General features: G+C 57.9%; 16 protein-coding genes. 1 reads left to right on the forward strand and 15 read right to left on the reverse strand.

All coding sequences use genetic code 11. The annotated features are described in order from the left end of the window. The 7 genes from DDT56_RS22120 to DDT56_RS24905 all read right to left on the reverse strand — a co-directional run. Nucleotides 1-1657, reverse strand: a 1657-nt coding sequence (locus DDT56_RS22120; protein ID WP_136168541.1) for an Ig-like domain-containing protein, incomplete at its 3' end; no start/stop codon positions are given. Between the two features lie 653 nt (nucleotides 1658-2310). Then, nucleotides 2311-2838 carry a hypothetical protein gene (locus DDT56_RS22125; protein ID WP_136168542.1) on the reverse strand — a complete coding sequence of 176 codons (528 nt, stop codon included), beginning with the start codon at nucleotides 2836-2838 and terminating at the stop codon, nucleotides 2311-2313. Between the two features lie 10 nt (nucleotides 2839-2848). Further along, complete coding sequence (locus DDT56_RS22130) at nucleotides 2849-3334, reverse strand: permease (RefSeq protein ID WP_168197672.1); 486 nt, start codon at nucleotides 3332-3334, stop codon at nucleotides 2849-2851. Continuing rightward, nucleotides 3327-4388, reverse strand: coding sequence for a histidinol-phosphate transaminase (gene hisC, locus DDT56_RS22135; protein WP_136168544.1), 1062 nt, complete (start codon nucleotides 4386-4388; stop codon nucleotides 3327-3329). The genes DDT56_RS22130 and hisC overlap by 8 nt, the downstream gene beginning before the upstream one ends. An 8-nt stretch (nucleotides 4389-4396) precedes the next feature. After that, the gene (locus tag DDT56_RS22140) at nucleotides 4397-5224 is read right to left on the reverse strand and encodes an MBL fold metallo-hydrolase (protein WP_136168545.1); all 828 of its coding nucleotides are present in this window, start codon (nucleotides 5222-5224) and stop codon (nucleotides 4397-4399) included. 10 nt (nucleotides 5225-5234) lie between these two features. Then, on the reverse strand, nucleotides 5235-6212 hold the full coding sequence (locus DDT56_RS22145; RefSeq protein WP_246856860.1) for an ATP phosphoribosyltransferase regulatory subunit: 978 nt from the start codon (nucleotides 6210-6212) through the stop codon (nucleotides 5235-5237). A 345-nt stretch (nucleotides 6213-6557) separates the two neighbouring features. Then, nucleotides 6558-6632 (reverse strand): hypothetical protein, encoded by a 75-nt coding sequence (locus DDT56_RS24905; RefSeq protein ID WP_246856861.1) that lies wholly within the window; start codon nucleotides 6630-6632, stop codon nucleotides 6558-6560. 65 nt (nucleotides 6633-6697) lie between these two features. Here DDT56_RS24905 and DDT56_RS22155 point away from each other — a divergent pair, with 65 nt between their 5' ends. Next, nucleotides 6698-7300 carry an enoyl-CoA hydratase/isomerase family protein gene (locus DDT56_RS22155; protein WP_256373235.1) on the forward strand — a complete coding sequence of 201 codons (603 nt, stop codon included), beginning with the start codon at nucleotides 6698-6700 and terminating at the stop codon, nucleotides 7298-7300. 67 nt (nucleotides 7301-7367) lie between these two features. Here DDT56_RS22155 and DDT56_RS22160 read toward each other — a convergent pair whose 3' ends face one another. The 8 genes from DDT56_RS22160 to DDT56_RS22195 are packed head-to-tail and all read right to left on the reverse strand — an operon-like array spanning nucleotide 7368 to nucleotide 17957. Further along, on the reverse strand, nucleotides 7368-8147 hold the full coding sequence (locus tag DDT56_RS22160; RefSeq protein WP_136168547.1) for a putative hydro-lyase: 780 nt from the start codon (nucleotides 8145-8147) through the stop codon (nucleotides 7368-7370). Continuing rightward, entirely contained in the window at nucleotides 8144-11797 is a 3654-nt protein-coding gene (locus DDT56_RS22165; protein WP_136168548.1) for a hydantoinase B/oxoprolinase family protein, read from the reverse strand. The genes DDT56_RS22160 and DDT56_RS22165 overlap by 4 nt, the downstream gene beginning before the upstream one ends. Beyond that, the gene (locus DDT56_RS22170) at nucleotides 11794-12345 is read right to left on the reverse strand and encodes a winged helix DNA-binding protein (protein ID WP_246856856.1); all 552 of its coding nucleotides are present in this window, start codon (nucleotides 12343-12345) and stop codon (nucleotides 11794-11796) included. Before DDT56_RS22170 ends, DDT56_RS22165 begins: the two co-directional genes overlap by 4 nt. Before the next feature lie 4 nt (nucleotides 12346-12349). Then, nucleotides 12350-12796 (reverse strand): 2Fe-2S iron-sulfur cluster-binding protein, encoded by a 447-nt coding sequence (locus DDT56_RS22175; protein WP_136168549.1) that lies wholly within the window; start codon nucleotides 12794-12796, stop codon nucleotides 12350-12352. Next, a complete protein-coding gene (locus DDT56_RS22180) occupies nucleotides 12793-14508 on the reverse strand; it encodes an FAD-binding protein (protein WP_136168550.1) in 1716 nt (571 codons plus the stop codon). Before DDT56_RS22180 ends, DDT56_RS22175 begins: the two co-directional genes overlap by 4 nt. Then, nucleotides 14505-15239: an ABC transporter ATP-binding protein gene (locus DDT56_RS22185; protein WP_246856857.1), complete on the reverse strand. Its 735-nt coding sequence runs from the start codon at nucleotides 15237-15239 to the stop codon at nucleotides 14505-14507. The genes DDT56_RS22180 and DDT56_RS22185 overlap by 4 nt, the downstream gene beginning before the upstream one ends. Next, complete coding sequence (locus DDT56_RS22190; protein WP_136168552.1) at nucleotides 15232-16080, reverse strand: ABC transporter ATP-binding protein; 849 nt, start codon at nucleotides 16078-16080, stop codon at nucleotides 15232-15234. The genes DDT56_RS22185 and DDT56_RS22190 overlap by 8 nt, the downstream gene beginning before the upstream one ends. Then, the gene (locus tag DDT56_RS22195; RefSeq protein WP_136168553.1) at nucleotides 16080-17957 is read right to left on the reverse strand and encodes an ABC transporter permease; all 1878 of its coding nucleotides are present in this window, start codon (nucleotides 17955-17957) and stop codon (nucleotides 16080-16082) included. The genes DDT56_RS22190 and DDT56_RS22195 overlap by 1 nt, the downstream gene beginning before the upstream one ends. Nucleotides 17958-17971 lie beyond the last annotated feature (14 nt).

Consider the following 17971-nt stretch of genomic DNA (forward strand, 5'->3'; position numbering starts at 1 on the left):
GCGCCGGTGATAGCGGTATGGTAAAGCTGCCATCGTTCCCCACCGTTGCGTTGCCCAGTTCATTGCCGGCTGCATCAGTGATCTTCACCGTGCTGCCCGCCTCGGCTGTGCCACTGACGACGGTACCGTCCTCTGTCACCAACAGATCACCAGCCGCCGCCGGTGCCATGGTATCTGGGGCGGTAACGCTCTCCGCCACAGAGGCATTACCGGCAGCGTCGCTGACTACCAGGCTAATCGTCTCGCCGTTGGTCTGCGCAGGGGATAACGGTACGGTAAAGCGACCATCATCTTCCACCGCCACGTTGCCCAGCACATTACCTGCCGCATCGGTAATGGTCACCGTGCTGCCTGCTTCGGCGCTGCCGCTGACGGCTGTACCGTCTTCCGCCACCAGCAGATCGGCGGGAGCGGAGGGCGCAGTATTATCTGGCGCGGTAGCATCAGGTGCGGTGACGCTGATCTCGGCAGAAGTATTACCCGCCGCATCGCTGACCACCGCATTAATCACCTCGCCGTTGGTCAGCGCGGGTGATAACGCCATGGTAAAGCGGCCGTCTTCACCCGCTATTGTGCTGCCCAGCACGTTGCCGGCCGTATCGGTAACGGTCACCGTGCCGCCGGCTTCGGCTCTGCCGCTAACGGCGGCGCCGTCTTCCGCCACCAGCAGATCGGTTGGGGCTGAAGGGGCGGTGGTGTCCAGTGCGTTCAAAGTAACCGTCGCAGACGTATTGCCAGCCGCGTCGCTGGCTACCGCATTAATCACCTCGCCATTGGTCAGCGCCGGGGATAACGGCACGCTAAAGTTACCGTCTTCACCCACCGTCACCCTGCCCAGTTCATTGCCGGCGGCGTCGGTAATAGTCACCGTACTGCCCACGTCCGCGCTACCGCTAACGGCGGCACCATCTTCCGCCACAGACAGATCGGTTGGCTCTGAGGGGGGAGTGGAGCCAGGTGCGGAAACGGTTGTCGCAGCAGAAACATTACCCGCCGCATCGCTGACTACCACGCTAATCGTCTCGCCGTTGGTCAGCGACGGTGGTAACGGCAGCGTAAAGTGACCGTCATCCCCCACCGTCATACTGCTCAACACATTACCGGCGATATCGGTAATGGTCACCTTACCGCCCGGCTCCGCTTCACCGCTAATGGCAGAGCCATCCTCGCTGATGTTTACCGTCGGCGCGTCGAGTGCGCGGGTGTCACGTTCGTTATCATCATCATCGTGGCGATCGGACGCCATAGCGGCCAAGGTCGCCACGCCGGCGATCCCGCCCAGAATGTACGGCAGGGCAGAACCGCCGGCAGATTCCGCACCTCCGGCGCCGGCCGTGATCTCATCAATAGTGGAAATGGATTCAAATTGAGGTTGCGTTGCAGGATCTTTTACCCACCAGAGCGCGCTATTCTCGTCTTCCAGCACCAATTCGCTGGGGCCGCGTTCTCCGGCAATATAAAAGTTTTTCAGTACCACTTTTTCACCGGAGTGAAATGTCACCATCAAGTCATTGCCGGAGCGAGTCATGGAAGCAATTTCTTGCCGACCGGCCTGCAACGTCACAATGGAAGGAGAAGATAAATTCAGTTCTCCGGAAGAGGTATTGACCATAGAGGTAACGCCGTTTTCTTTCGCGGTAATAGAGAAATTACTCATTTAACTTCCACTCCCAAACGAGTATTGGTCAAAAATCAGTGATGAAAAAAGACTACTGAATACATCACTCATATATTCCCGGCAAAAGAAATCCACAGTGAATTAATCACGCGCCGGTAATTAATTCATCATAAAAACCCTAATTAAAGTAGCACCCTAATTAATAAAATTGTCTGTTTTTCAGAAAAACAGATACTGGACGGCAGGCAACAACATGCCGCCAGAACATTTCCGCCATAAGATACTTAGTTAATTCTGTCTTTGTTATATTTTATTTTTTCGATAATTCATGGACGTTATCATTTGTAAAATTTTATGCTTCCTATTTTATTTAGCACAAGCAAGACGAGATGCAAGGTGGCGCAAAAAAATTTTTGCTTAACGCAAATGCAAAAAATATCTCCATTACTGAAAAACTCCTTTAATATCAACTAAAAAAAAAGCATAGAGACTCAGGGAAATTCAATATTATCAGTGTCATTTGGCAAGTAAAAAAATATCTTGAATCTGGTTAAAAACCACGCAGAAAAATTCTTATCAATTGTAACTCAGGAGGACCTGAATGTTTTCGATAAAAATCATGCTTGTAAACGAATCAACGAAGGATAGAGAACCTCTATCCTTACGCATCATATGGCATACCGGTCAGTTGTTTATTGCGGGGGAAGCTGAGTTGGCCTTCTATTGAGAGCAGTAATAATAAAATCACATAACAAACTCATGATAACAATGCCAATTCCAGTCACTATCCAACGAATCAGGGTATATTTTCCACCGAGAATATCGATTTCGAAGGGAAGCATTGGTAATTTTAATGTGCCCCATACGCTTAGCAGGATAATTATTGTTTTCACACGAACACCGCTAGCCAATAACATTTTCCCCAGAGTAAAACCTGGGTAGATAGGGCCACTTATAACAAGCCCCAGTAAAGCTGCCAGCGTCATACTTTTATAATCACTGGCTCGGCTTATTTTTTCTTTTATGACGCCAGAATCTAGAATTGGCTTAATACAAGCTAATAATCCAAACATCAGGATGAGTATAACCAGCGTTTGACCGCATACATGTAAAATATCTGCCCATATAATTAAAAAATCTGCTTTATTTACCCATGCTATTATAGCCAGCATGAGTAATGAGCAAACAAATAGCTTATTCCTATAAACAACAGCAAACATATTATTTTTCCTATATGCTTATAAAAAATTGGACAGCAATGCCGAAAAGCAATGAAAACAAAAATGTTACGAAAAAACGCGTTAAGGTAAATTTAACCCCTAACTCTTTTATTTCCAAAGGGATAGCGATTAAACCAATCATAGAAAAGGAGGATATGAAAGAGGTAATCGCACCCGCGCTCGCACCTTGTTGCATCAGGATTGCCCCGATTACAAAGGCAATGATTGATGGCCCTTCGAAAAAGCACCCTAAAAAAGCCCCCAGAAAAACATCCGTATGAAAATGACTGGATGCTCCCAGATAGCGAACAATGGCGTCTTGAGGTATGTAGTACCTGATAATACTGGTCAATATTATAATGGCTAATACAAACGGCAATAGCTTAATATTGAACATCAGAAAAACCTTGCCTACCTGAGGCAACTCAGCTCTTCTGAAAAAGAAAAAGTACATCAGAAAAGAAAGAAAAATCAGAAAGTAAATTAACTCAATCATCAACACCTCCATCCGATAAAAAATCCCTTATCGCCGAGAATAACTTTTTATTTTCCGATTCGCTCCCAATTGTAATTCTGGCATATTGAGGATACCCAAACATTTCACAGTTTCTTATTGCAATATTTCTTGCTGAGAGAAAGAGTGATAAGGATGGCATTTTCTCTGAAAAATTCGCAAAAACAAAATTAGCCTGACTAGGGATATAATCTATATTTAATCCATCAAGTTCTTGGTAGAAAAATTTCTTTTCCCTTTTAAAATTGGCAAGATATTGTGAAACAAAGTAGCTTTCATGGTGCGGAAGTATAGTTTTTACCGCCGATATAGCCAGAGAATTAACGCTGTAGGGAGATTTATATTTATATAGCCTTTTTATTATTTCATTTTGAGCAATAGCATAACCGATTCTTAATCCAGCCAAACCATAAAACTTGGAAAAAGAACGCAATATTATTAGATTATCATGGCTACGAACTAAATTTATTGACGTTTCATTCCGACTATTTTCAACATATTCGAAATAAGCTTCATCAACCACAACCAATACTGACTTAGGAACTTTTTTAATGAACGCTTCTATTTCATCAAGATAGATAAATGTTCCGGTAGGATTATTCGGGTTACACAAGAAAACGACTTTGGTTTCTTCTTTAATTGCCATCGCCATGAGTTCGAGGTCATGATTAAAATTCCTGGCGTTTACAAGAGAACAATATCCACCCACATTCTCCGTTGCCTGTTTGTAACGAAAAAAACTTGGATTAGACATAATTGAATATTCATCTTTAGCGATGTAACTCATTGCAATAAGGGTAATTAATTCATCAGACCCAGCGCCTAAGATGATATTTTCATTGGCTACTCCATGCAGACTTCCCAGCATAGATTTAATTTCCAACGAATCTGTTTCAGGATATCTGTTTATATTAAATAAATCTTTCTCCAAAGATGAAACAAACTCCACATGCGTTGCATAAGGATTTTCATTAGTGGCAAGTTTTATAAGACTGCCGTTATGATCTTTTTTATAAGGGGATATATAATTGCTCATATTAATTCTTAAATTAAAATTTTCCTACCAACATAATTGACATGAACATCGTTCGGATTAGCAACGATGGATTTTAGATGGAAGATATTTTCCAATCCGCTGCAATGGCCTAAAAAATAGCTTCCAATATTCATTTTATTTATCTCATTCAACTCTTTATGTGCATCATCACGATGCTTAAAACACAGGTGCGTGCCACCGATAAAACAGGCTATTCTTTCGACCCCGGTTATTTTCTTTGCATGCGCCAAGATATTATAGCAACCACGATGTGAACACGCGGACAAGACAATCAATCCTCGGGACGTTTTTATAGCCAGACTAATCTCATCGGAAAAATCATCGTCAATTATTTTACCATCACGTTCAACAAACAATGGTTCTTTGCTTGAAAAACACTCCGCGGTTTTAGGTGTATTGACTAGCGCCCAGATATTATCATCCAATAAAAATGATTTTTCATATGCATAATTGAAGTTCATTTCCTTTAGTTCACTTCCGATCCCTATATCAGATAACTTCCCTTCTGACGATCTATATTTTTTATCAAAGGCTGATTTTTGAATAATAATACGTTCAGGAGAGATAAAACATATCGCATCGCTTAATGCTCCAGAATGGTCAAAATGACCATGGCTGATAATTATATGCTCACATTTAGTTATATCAATATTTAACAGTTTAGCGTTTTTTATGAATGAATCATCTTGACCGACATCATAAATAATACGTTTCCCATTAAATTCGATATAAAGCGAAAATCCATGTGATGCCCGTAAGCCAAATGAAGGCTCTACATGATTTTCGCAAATTGTTATTATTTTTACCTCAGCCATGGATTCTCCATTAATAATTATCGGTTAAATAATCCACTAATCTGGTTATACCGATACCGGCGCCACTTTTATTACAATTGTATTTTTCATTTAGCGCATTTAAACTCCCTCCGCCAGCTACAGCATATGGATATCCGACTATTCTGGCATCAAAAAGCAAAGCGTCGCAGGCATCCCAACTTTTAGGCATGAATGAAATTATTTTTACACCGGTTTTCGGATATTCTTTTTTTATTTTCTCTGCCATGATCTGTAATTCTATGATTCCTCTTTCCGCCTCTTTGTTTTTTATATATGGAGTCAAGTCATTTATCGAGAAATTTTCATTTTGCGTCACACTCAACAGGGCAGTGATTTCGTTAGCCAGTGCAACGTTCCCTCCCTGATAAATGAACTCTTTTTGAAACAGGCAGGGGGATTCAGAACAGTTATCAATCAGACCGTATATTTTTCTTCTTTCAGCAATAGATAAGTCTTCCAGTAATGACTCAATAATCCTTTTGTCAGAAATCCTAAAGTATAAATTATCAATAGATAACAAAGACAATGCTTCAATAGTTGTTTTCAATGCTAGCCAAGCATACTCTTCAGATGGATAACCATAACATTCAAACCCTGTTTGCCAAAAAGAAAATGTTTTCCCATTTTTTACTTGATAGTCGGGCTCATTTCTCATGAACTCCTGAGAATAAAATACCTTGCCTTTTTTGTTTTTTTGCAACTCACCAGAATTTAATATGTGGTTATAAACACGAAATGTTCCTTCCGGGGCGAAAATATAATCTGAGTTTATTTTATTTAACTGAATTAAATTCTCTAAAAAGCTTTCACCGAGCACATGGGAATTCTCACTGTAAATAGAGCGTTTTGATACCGCGCCAAAATAATAAAATTGAAAATTACTTTGCAGCAAATAGTTTTCCAGCGTATTTCTCACATCGAGAAATTTTTTACCAGAAACCCCCATCCACTCTTTTATTCCCAGCATGTGTCCCACTGTAACTCCATTGATATAGTTAAATAGCTTATATTTTCATTAAGATGAATATTATGCAGATAAAAAATTAGCCAGCAATTTATTCACTCTCTATGTTTTTAGATATAAAAAGGCTAACTCTCAGATTAACGAATAAATTTTCAGACTAACTATATTCGTCTTTATATATACCCCACAAACTTTAACAAGCAAGATTAAAAATCCATTAGTCTTGGGAAAGATGAAATATTATTGAGAAAAATAATAATATTACAAATATAAAATTTCAATATATTTAAAAAATTCATTTCCATTAGCGATATCCACTAATTACCGCAGATAGGTAAACGTGCGCGCTTAGAAAGTCCGCTCCAGCTTCAGGCTGATATCGTTGCGATCGTAGGAGTAGAGCCAGTCCACGTTGCTCTTCACCTTATTATGACGCAGGGTCAGGACGGGAACGAAGCTGACCGCCTGCCAGCGCGGCCAAACGCGAGCTGGCCGAGATCTGGGAGCGGGCGCAAAAGGACCGCGAGGTTCGCGCCATTGTGCTGCGCGGCGCCGGAGAGCGGGCTTTTTGCGCCGGTTCCGACCTTAAGGAGATCGAAGCCACCGGCGAAACGGTGAGCAGCGACCTGCTGGCGCGCGCCCTGCCCGGCGTCGGCAACGACCTGACTAAACCGGTGGTGGCGGCGCTACACGGCTACACTCTGGGCCTGGGCATCAGCCTGGCGATCCACTGTGATTTCCGCATAGCCCAACACGACACCCAGTTCAGCTTTCCGGAAGTGCGTCACGGCATGCTTTCAGGTTTCAGCGCCATTACCCTGCCGGGCCTGATCGGCGAGGCCGCCGCGCTGGATATCATGCTCAGCGCCCGCACTTTCGCTGCCGACGAGGCGCTGGCCATGGGTCTGGTCAACCAGGTGGCGCCGAATGCCTATGACGCGGCATTGGAGCTGGCCGCGCGCCTGGCGTCCCATTCCGGCAATGCGCTGGAGTGGACCAAGCGCCTGCTGCTGGCCGAGCGAAAAGAGCGCCTGCATCGCTACCTGTCGCTGGTCGATCGGGCCCGCCGGGACGTGATGCGGGATCGATAACGCCCCCAGGCGGATGCTTTTAAGCCGCCTCACGCCGGGTTCGGGAGCGTGAGGGGCTCCCTGCCGATTACAGGCTGGCCATGCGTGAATTGAGCAGATCGGTGATCAGCAGGCAACCCGGCGCATGGGTGATGCACAGCGGCAGGCGGGCGGCCACCGCGACGGCCTGGGGCGTGACGCCGCAGGCCCAGAACACCGGCAGCTCGTCGGCGCCGATCTCCACGGCGTCGCCGTAGTCAGGATTGGCGAGGTCCCGTATGCCGATCGACTCGGGCTTGCCGATATGGATCGGCGCGCCATGAACGGCGGGAAAACGCGAGGTGATCTGGATGGCGCGGATGGCGTCGGCGGGCCGCAGCGGGCGCATCGAGACAACCAGCGGGCCGTGGAATGGCCCGGCGGGCTGCGTGGGCAGGCTGGTGCGATACATGGCGACATTGCGCCCCTGTTCCACATGGCGCAGGGGAATACCGCCTTCGATAAGCGCCTGTTCGAACGAGAACGAACAGCCGATCACAAAGCTCACCAGATCCTTACGCCAAAGGCGGCGGATATCATCGCATTCCTCGCTGAGCTCACCGTCGCGCCACAGCCGGTAGCGCGGCGCATCGGTGCGGATATCGATCCCCTCCCCCAGCGACGGCAGTATCGGCTCCCCCGGCTCGGAGACGGCGAGCAGCGGACAGGCCTGCGGATTGCGCTGACAAAAGCGCAGGAAATCGGCCGCGCAGGACGCCGGCAGGATGGCAATATTGCCCTGCACGTAACCGGGCGCCAGACCGCCCGTATGTCCGGTGTGCGCGCCGCTGCGAATGCGCAGACGGGCTTCAAGCGCCGGCGTGGTCATTTGCTCTCCTCCTGTTGCCGCGGGCCAAAACCGCCCCCGCCCGGCGTTTCTATTTCGAAACAATCCCCGGCCTGCAGTTGCGCCCGATCGGCATGACGCAGCGGCTCCACCCGGCCGTCGGCCCGGATGATGCGGCTGCGCCCCGGCGCGCCCGACGCGCCGCCCGCCAGTCCGAAAGCCGGATTGTCCCAGCCGTTGGCCAGCAGCGACAACGTCATCGGCGCCAGAAAACGCAGCGTGCGCACCGCGCCGTTGCCGCCGTGCCAGCGCCCCGCGCCGCCGGAGCCGCGGCGGATTTCATGGCGCTCCACGCGCACCGGATAGCGCAGCTCCAGCACTTCGGGGTCGGTAAGCCGCGAATTGGTCATCAGCGTCTGCACCACGTCGGCGCCGTCGAACCCGCCGATCGGGCGGCCCCGGGCGTCGAAACGCCCGCCGGCTCCCGCCCCGCCGGCGATGGTTTCGTAATATTGATAGCGGCCGTCGCCGAACGTCAGGTTGTTCATGGTCGGCTGGCTGGCCGCCATCACCCCCAGGGCGCCGTACAGGCAGTTGGTGACGCAGGTCGAGACTTCGACGTTGCCCGCCACCACCGCCGCCGGATAGCGCGGATTAAGCATGCTGCCTTCCGGCACCACCAGCGTCAGCGGCTTCAGGCAGCCTTCGTTCATCGGAATATCGTCCTCCACCAGCGTGCGGAACACATAGAGCACCGCCGCCGAGGTGATGGCGCGCGGCGCGTTGAAATTGTTCGGCTGCTGCGGCGAACTGCCGGAGAAGTCCAGCGTGGCGGCGCGGCGCGCCCGATCCACCGTCAGCTTCACGCTTATCCGCGCGCCGTTGTCCAGCGACACCGTAAAGCTTCCGTCGCTCAGGCTGGCGATGGCGCGCCGCACCGACTCTTCGGCGTTGTCCTGCACATGGCGCATATAGGCGCGCACCACCTCCAGCCCGAAGGCGTCCACCATGCGCAGCAGCTCTTCGCGGCCTTTTTCGTTGGCGGCGATCTGCGCCCGCAGATCGGCCAGATTCTGCTCGACGTTGCGCGCCGGGTAGCGCGCGCCCAGCAGCAGCTCGCGCAGTTCGGCCTCGCGCAGATGGCCGTCCGCCACCAGCTTGAAGGGGGTGATCAGCACCCCTTCTTCTTCGATAACCCGCGAATCCGGCGGCATCGAGCCCGGCGTCAGGCCGCCGATATCGGCATGGTGGCCGCGTGAACCGACGTAAAACAGCAGCTTCCGCCCGTCGGCGCTGAACACCGGCGTCACCACCGTGACGTCGGGCAGATGGGTGCCGCCCGCGTAGGGGTCGTTGAGAATATAGACGTCGCCGGGGCGCAGCGCGCCGGCGCCGGCGCGCATCACCGCCTGGACGCTGGCGCCCATTGAGCCGAGATGCACCGGAATATGCGGCGCGTTGGCCACCAGACCGCCATCGGCGTCGAACAGCGCGCAGGAAAAATCCAGCCGCTCTTTAATGTTCACCGAATAGGCGGTGTTCTGTAAGCGGTAGCCCATCTGCTCGGCGGTGGACATAAACAGGTTATTGAAGATCTCCAGCATCACCGGGTCGGCCTGGGTTCCCAGCGCCACGCGCGTCGGGCGGGCCTCCACCCGCTCCAGCAGCAGGTGGCGGCGCGGCGTTACCGTGGCGCCCCAGCCGGCGTCAACCACCGTGGTGGCGTTGGCGTCGGTGATGATGGCCGGGCCGACGACGCGCCGCCCGGGGCGCAAATCCCCGCCGCGCACCAGCGGGCAGCGCCGCCAGCGGCCGTCAATATGAATATCCACCTGCCCGGCGGCATCCGGCGGCGCGGCGCCATCGCCGCCGTCGGCGCTTGGCGCATCATCGTACACGTCCGGGGCGGCAATCGCTTCGGCCACCGCCGATTCAATCACCAGCCGGCGTTCCGGCATCAGAAAGGCGAAACGTTGGCGGTAGGTGCGCTCAAACTGCGCGCGCATCGCGTCCGGGGCGTCAGCCGCCACCGGCAACGCGGTGTCGGTGCCCTCATAGCGCAGATAGAGCCGGCGCTCCACGCGGATCGCCTCCGCCTGCGCGCCCTGCTGACGCAGCTCCGCCGCCGCGCCGTCCGCCAGCGCGTCCAGGGTCTCGCCCGCCAGCGCCAGCCCCGCCGCGTCCAGCGGTTGTTCCACCGACCGCTCGCGCATCGCCACCACCGACGCCTGCCCCATGCCGTAGGCGGACAGCACGCCCGCCAGCGGATGCACCAGCACGCTCGGCATCGCCAGTTCGTCCGCCACCCGGCAGGCATGCTGCCCGCCCGCGCCGCCGAAGGTCACCAGCGTGTAACGCGTGATATCGTAGCCGCGCTGCACCGAGATCTTCTTGATGGCGTTCGCCATGCTCGCCACCGCGATGTCGAGGAAGCCCTGCGCCAGCGACTCGGCGCCGACCGCGCGTCCGCTGGCGGCGGACACCTCCGCCGCCAGCGCCTCGAATTTCTTCACCACCACCTCGCGATCCAGCGGCTGGTCGGCCCGCGGCCCAAACACCGACGGGAAATGCCCGGCCTGGATGCGTCCCAGCATCAGGTTGGCATCGGTCACCGTCAGCGGCCCGCCGCGCCGGTAGCAGGCCGGGCCGGGATCGGCCCCCGCCGACGCCGGGCCGACGCGCAAACGCGTCCCGTCAAACTTCAGAATGGAGCCGCCGCCCGCCGCCACGGTATGAATGCTCAGCATCGGCGCCCGCAGCCGCACGCCCGCCACCTGAGTGTCGAACGCCCGTTCAAATTCGCCGGCGTAATGCGAGACGTCTGTCGAAGTCCCGCCCATATCAAAACCGATGACGCGTTCGCAGCCCGCCTCGCGCGCCGCCTGCGCCATCCCGACGATGCCGCCCGCCGGTCCGGAAAGAATCGAGTCCTTGCCCTGAAACGCCTGCGCGTCGGTCAGCCCGCCGTTGGACTGCATAAATTGCAGCGGCACGCCGGGCAACGCGCGCGCCACGCGATCCACATAACGGCGCAGCACCGGCGACAGATAGGCGTCCACCACCGTGGTATCGCCGCGCGCCACAAAACGTATCAGCGGCGAAACCTGATGCGATACCGATATCTGGGTGAAGCCCGCCTCGCGCGCCAGCGCCGCCAGCCGCAGTTCGTGGCGCGGATTGCGATAGCTGTGCATCAGCACGATGGCGATGGCGGCATAACCGCGCCCCGCCGCCGCGCGCAACGCCGCCAGAGCGGCGCGCTCATCCAGCGGACGCACCACTTCGCCCGCCGCATCCAGCCGCTCGTCGATCTCCGCCACCTCGCCATAGAGCTGCTCGGGCAGTACGATTTCCCGGTCGAACAGTCTGGGGCGGTTCTGGTAGGCGATGCGCAGGCCGTCGCGCAAACCGCGCGTCACCGCCAGCAGCAGGCGTTCGCCCTTGCGCTCCAGCAGCGCGTTGGTCGCCACCGTGGTGCCCATTTTCACCGCGCCGATGGCGCCGGCGGGGATCGCCTGGTCCGCTTTCAGCCCCAACAGGCGCCGGATGCCCTCCACCGCCGCGTCGTCATACTGCTCCGGGTTTTCCGACAACAGTTTGCAGGTGACCAGCGCGCCATCGGGTCGGCGCCCCACCACATCGGTAAAGGTGCCGCCCCGGTCTATCCAGAATTGCCAGCTGTTATTGCTCATAGGGATGACGCCGCGCGGGCGGCCTGATCGTAAAGGCCAGACAGCGTTCTGAGCTGCCGGGCGATGGCGGAAAGCACCTCGCCGTCGGCCACCTCGCCCGCCATGCTGGGCAACAGGCAGCGATTGCGCACGTCGCGGAAACGCTCCACCAGCGCCGCGCCTTCCGGCGTGCTGGTATAGAACACTTCCTTACCGATTTTTTCGCCGCGGATAAACTTCATGGTGACCAGCTTTTTCAGGCAGTAGTTGATAACGTGCGAATCTTCGTAGTTAAGCGTAAAGCAAATGTCGGCCAGCTTCTTGCTGCGTCCCCGGTGGTGCACGTGGTGCAGCACCAGGATATCGTTGACGGCCAGATCGGCTTCGCCCGCGCCCGCCATACATCGCGTGATCCAGCGGCTGAACGCGTTGTAGGCGACGATCATGCCGAACTCCAGTTCGGATAATTCGGGATACAGGCCGGTCGCCAGATGCGCCGACGACAGAATGCGATCCGCACTGTTCGTCGCGTCGGCGCCGTCAGGCGTTGGGGTAATCGGTTTTGACACAATTTCACTCCATCTTATTATCGGGCGCGGCCCGTTTATCACTTATGCGTTCGGCGCGATGCGTCCCGGTTGGCGACGGCTCTTCCAGCCGTTCTCCGTTGGGACCGTTTTCCACCACCAGATCGCGCAGCCGCGGCTTATTGGCCATCGGCTCCACGCGGTGTTCGGCGTCGGCGCGCAGGTGGGTCACGCAGGCGTAAACCACCTTGCCGTCCAGGCGCATCATGCACTGTTTACAGGCTTTGGCGTTAATGCAGGAGTAGCGGAACGCCAGGCTGTCGTCGGCGTGGCGGCGTATCCACTCCAGGCCGTCGAGCAGCGTGGTGACCTCGGCCAGCGGCACGGTAAACGTCTGGTAATGGTCGGCCTGCGCGCCGACGCCGCGCCGAATGCGTAACGCCGCATGGCCGCCGGCGTCGTTATCGGGTCTCAGGTTTGGTTTGTCGCTCATGCCTGCGCCTCCGTCGTTGCGCGTACCGGCCGGCGGGAGAGGCTCCACGCGCCGTCGCGCCAGGAAACGGTCTGGTTCAGCGTCCAGGCGTCGTCCAGACCGGGAAAATCTTCGCGCTGGTGCGCGCCGCGACTTTCGGTGCGGTTCAGCGCCGACAGCGCCACCGCCCGCGCCGCCAGCAGCATATGGCGCAGATCCAGCGCGCCGGCGCGGCGGGCGTCGTGCGGGCTGACGGTGCCGGGCAGTTCATTGCCCAACTCCGCTTCCAGCGCGTCCAGGCGCGTCAGGGCGCGCCTCAGACCGGCGTCGGTGCGGAACGGACCGACGTCGTCCTGCATAATGTCGCGCAGCTCGGCCGTCAATTCGCCGACGCCGCGCGCGGCAAGCTCCCGCCCCGACGGCCGCAACGCCTCCAGCGCCGACCGCGCCAGCGCGCGCAGCCGCACGGCGTCGGGCGCGTCCGCGGCGTCGTGCGCATAACGGGCGGCGTGGGCCCCCGCGTGCAGCCCGAAGGTCACCGCCTCGGTAATGGCGTTGCCGGACAGGCGGTTGGCGCCGCTGACGCCGCCCACCACCTCTCCCGCCGCGAACAGCCCCGGCACGTCTGAATGCAGGTTTTCGTCCACCCGCACGCCGCCCATATGGTAATGGGCGATCGGCGCCACCTCGACCATCATGGTGCGCAGATCGACGCCCTGTCCGGCCAGCCGGCCGATAATCGGCCCGAACGCCGCGTCCAGCTTTTCCGCCGCTACGTGGCGAAAGCTCAGGTAGGCGCCGCCGGCCGGAGAGCCGCGCCCCGCCTCGGCTTCCTTGATAATCGCGTAGGTCGCGGCATCGCGCGTGACGGTATAGCCCTCCTGCTCCGACTGATTACCGTAACGTTCGACAAACTCGTCGCCTGAACCGTTGAGCAATTTGCCCCCCAGCTTATAGCGAAACGGATCCCACATTACCGGATCGAACCCCACCAGCCGCGGCGCCAGATGGCCGATAGGGAAAAACTGCACGAACTCCATATCCTGGAGTCTGGCGCCGGCGCTCAGCGCCAGCGCATGGCCGTTGCCGCACATGTTCAGCGAGGCGCTGCTGCGCCGATAGAGGCGCGTCAGGCCGCCGGTGGCCAGCACCACGGCGCGGGCGCGGATCAGTACGCTGGCGCCGCTGGCCCGGTGCAGACCGACGGCGCCGACGACGCGATCGCCGTCGCGCACCAGCGCGGTGATTTGCAGGTCGCCCACCCGCTTCACCGCTTCATGGAGCAGCAGTTGGGCGCGCAGCGTGCGCGCCAGGGCCGGCCCGGTATTGAGGTAGTCGACGTAGACGCAGCGCGGCCGGTCATGTCCGGGCGCCTGCACCTGCGCCAGACGGCCGTCGTGCCGCGCCCAACCCACGCCCCACCGATCGAGCAGCCGGATGGCGGAGACGCCCTGCCGGCACAGCAAGCGGGCCAGCCGGGCATCGCACAGCCCGCGGCCGGCCGCCAGCGTGTCGGCGTAATGGTGCCGCCAACTGTCTTCGCCCTGTTCCCCCAGCGCCGCCGCCACCGTCATTTGCGCCATAATGGTGGCGCCGCCGCGTCCGATCAGACTACGGTCGGCAAGCAGCACGCGGCGTCCCTGCTGCGCCGCCGCTATCGCCGCGCTCATGCCGGCGCCGCCGGCGCCCACCACCAGCACGTCGGTGTCAAGATAACGCAGGTCGTCGTTCATGCCGCCCCCAGATAAGCTTTACGCACCGCCGGATCGACGGCCAGCTCGGCGGACGCGCCCTGCACGATAATCCTGCCGTGCTGCAATACATAAGCGCGATCCGCCAGCTCCAGCGCGATGCGCGCGTTCTGCTCCACCAACAGTATCGTCTGGCCCTGCGCCTTCCAGCGGAACAATACCTCATACACCATATCCACATATTTGGGCGACAGCCCCATGGACGGCTCGTCGATACAGATCAGCCGGGCGTTGCGCAGCCAGGCGCGCCCCAGCGCCAGCATCTGCTGCTCGCCGCCGGACAGCGCGCCCGCCAGTTGCCCGCGCCGTTCGGCCAGGCGCGGAAAGGTGGCGTACACCTCCTCCAGCGCCGCGGCGACCGCCGCCTTGTCGGCGCGGCGCGCATAGGCCCCCATCAGCAGATTTTCGTATACCGACATTTCCGGAAACAGCCGCCGTCCCTCCGGCACGCTGGCCACGCCGCGCGCGATCACGTCCGCCAGATCCAGCCCCTGAATCGGCTCATCCGCCAGGCGGATTTCGCCCCGGGACAGGCGCACCAGCCCCAGCACGCTCTTGAGAGTGGTCGACTTGCCGGAGGCGTTGCCGCCCAGCACCGCCACCACTTCGCCGGCCTGTACCTCCAGGTCGATGCCGAACAGCGCCTGCACCGCGCCGTAGTGCACCTCGACGCCGCGCAAAGAGAGAAAAGGAGAGTTCACTGTATTAGCCAAGATGTGCATCCGATTCCGTAGGGCGGGTGCGCTTGCGGCCCAGATAGGCTTCGATCACCTCCGGGTGATCCAGCGCCTCGTCCGGCGTGCCTTGCGCCAGCACCCGCCCCTGATTAAGTACGATAACCCGGTCGGCCACGCGCCTCACCAGCGACAGCTTGTGTTCGACCACCAGAATTCCCAGCGTCGGCCGCTGTCGCCGCAGGTCGGCGATCAGTTCGGTCAATTCGGCGGTTTCGGTGGGATTCATGCCCGCCGCCGGTTCGTCCAGCAGCAGGTAATCCGGCGCGCCCGCCAGCACCCGCGCAATCTCCAGCCGCCGCCGGTTGGCGTAAGAGAGCGTGAAGGCCGGCGCGTCCCGGCGCGGCAACAGCCGATCGCCGAATAACGCCAGCGCGTCGCGCGCCGCGGTTTCGCACGCGGCGTTGCGTTCGCGCCAGCGCCGCGTTGCCAGCAGCGTGTGCAGCACTTCCGACAGCGGATTAATCATCCGCCCGGAAGGCTGGCGCAGCAGGGCCGTCTGGGTGCCGAGCATGACGCTGTCCCATACCGACAACGCCGGAAACACCCGCGAAGTCTGGAAACTGCGCCCCACGCCCAGCCGGGCGACGCGCTCCGGCGGCAGCCGGTCGATATGGCGGCCGTCGAGATAGATGCGCCCCGACGTGGCGCGTTCCACGCCGCTGAGCAACTGGATCAGCGTCGATTTTCCGGCGCCGTTCGGCCCCACCAGCGCCAGCGTTTCTCCCGGCGCCAGACGGAAGCTGACGGCGTCGACCGCCTTGACGCCGGCGAAATGGCGCGATACCGCATCAACGATAAATCCACCGTTCGGCTGCATTATTTCGCCCCCAGCAAGCCCTGCGGACGCACCCGCAGGGCAATCAACAACACGATGCCGTAGGCGATCATGCGCCACTCGGCAAAACCCCTGAGCAATTCCGGCAGTAAGGTCAGCGTGAATCCCGCCAGCGCCGCGCCGCTGATATTGCCCAGACCTCCCAGCACCGCCATCGCCAGCAGCAGGATCGACGCCTGAACCATAAAGCTCTCCGGACTGACCACGGTTTGCACGTAGGCGAACAGCCCCCCGGCCAGCCCGGCCATGGCGCCGGAGACGGCAAACGCCAGCATCACGTAGCGCCGCACCGGCAGCCCGGCGGTATGCGCCGCCAGCCGGTCTTCGCGGATACCGCGCCATACCCGGCCGATGCCGGACTTCACCAGCCGGTCGGCCAGCAGCAGCGCAGCGCCGGTCACCGCCGCCACCAGCCAGAACTTGCCCGCCAGGCCGGTCAGACGCATATCCCCCAGCAGCGCCAGATGCGGCGCCGGAATGCCCAGATAGCCCATCGGACCGCGCGTCACCGGCAGCCAGGTCATAAACACCAGAAAACCGATTTGCCCTATCGCCAGCGTGCCCAGCGCGGCGGTGTGTCCGCTCAGCTTCATCAGCGGCAGCGCGGTCAGCATGGATACCGTGCCCGCCAGCAGCGCGCCGCCCAATAGCGCGAGTTCGGCCGGCAGCTGATGCTCACGCGCCAAAATCGCCACGGCGTAAGCGCCCACGCCGTAAAACGCGGCGTGACCGATCGACATCACCCCCACGCTGCCCGACACCAGCGAGACGCTGGCCACCAGAAGCGCGAAAATCATCGCGTAGGCCACCGCCTGCAACAGATAGCCGTCTTGCGTCAGCAGCGGCAACAGCGACAACGCCGCCGCCACGGCCGCAAATCCCCAGGAGGGGAGTTCCAGCGCCGCATTGCTGGCGCGCTGGCCGGAAGCGGAACTGAGCAGGCTGGTGCTGGGCATCGCCCCCCCCGCGGCCGCGCCGCCGCCCAGCGCGGACAGACGCCGGTCGCCCAGCAATCCCTGCGGCCGAAACAGCAGGAACAGCAGCAGCACCGAAAAGGCCACCAGATCGCGAAACCCTTCGCCCACGTAAGCGCTGGCCAGCGTTTCCACCACCCCCAGCATCATGCCTCCCAGCACCGCGCCGGGAATGCTGGTCAGCCCGCCCAGCATAGCGGCGGCAAAACCTTTCAACGCGAAAGGCAGCCCCATCTGCGGAAAGACGCTTTTAAAATAGAGCGCCACCAGAATACCGCTGATGGCGCCAAGCGCCCCCGCCAGCCCGAAGGCCAGCTGACGCGCGTTGCCGGTACGCACCCCGAGCTGCGCCGCGGCGTCGCGATCCTGCGCCACCGCCCGCAGGGCGCGCCCCAGCCAGGTTCGCGACAGAAACAGCGTCAGCAGCAGCGCCACGCTGCCGCCGAAGGTAAAGATCAGAATGTCGGTGCTGGTGATGTAAGCGCCGCCGATAAAGAAGGTGTAATCCTCAAACGGCGAAGGGAAAGCCTGCCCTTCCGGCGACCAGACGATCTCGGCCAACTGGTCGATAATCATGCTCAGCGCCAGCGTGGAAAGCAGCGGCGCGATATAGGCGGCATCCTGCAACGGCCGCAGCGCCACGCGCTCCAGCAGCATGCCGAGCAGGGTCACCAGCGCCACCGACAGTACGGCGGCGACCGGCAGCGGCAGCCCGAAACTCACTACGCCGCTGAAGGCGAAAAACGCCCCCAGCATAAACAGCGCCCCCTGGGCGAAGTTAATCAGATTGGAGACGCCGAATACCAGGCTGAAGCCCAGCGCGATCAGCGCATAGACCTGGCCGATAGCCACGCCGTTGAGTATCTGGCTGAAAAACAATTCCATAACGGCCCCGTGCG

Origin of the sequence: Brenneria corticis, assembly GCF_003115855.1 — a bacterium.
Classification (GTDB): Bacteria; Pseudomonadota; Gammaproteobacteria; order Enterobacterales; family Enterobacteriaceae; genus Brenneria; species Brenneria corticis.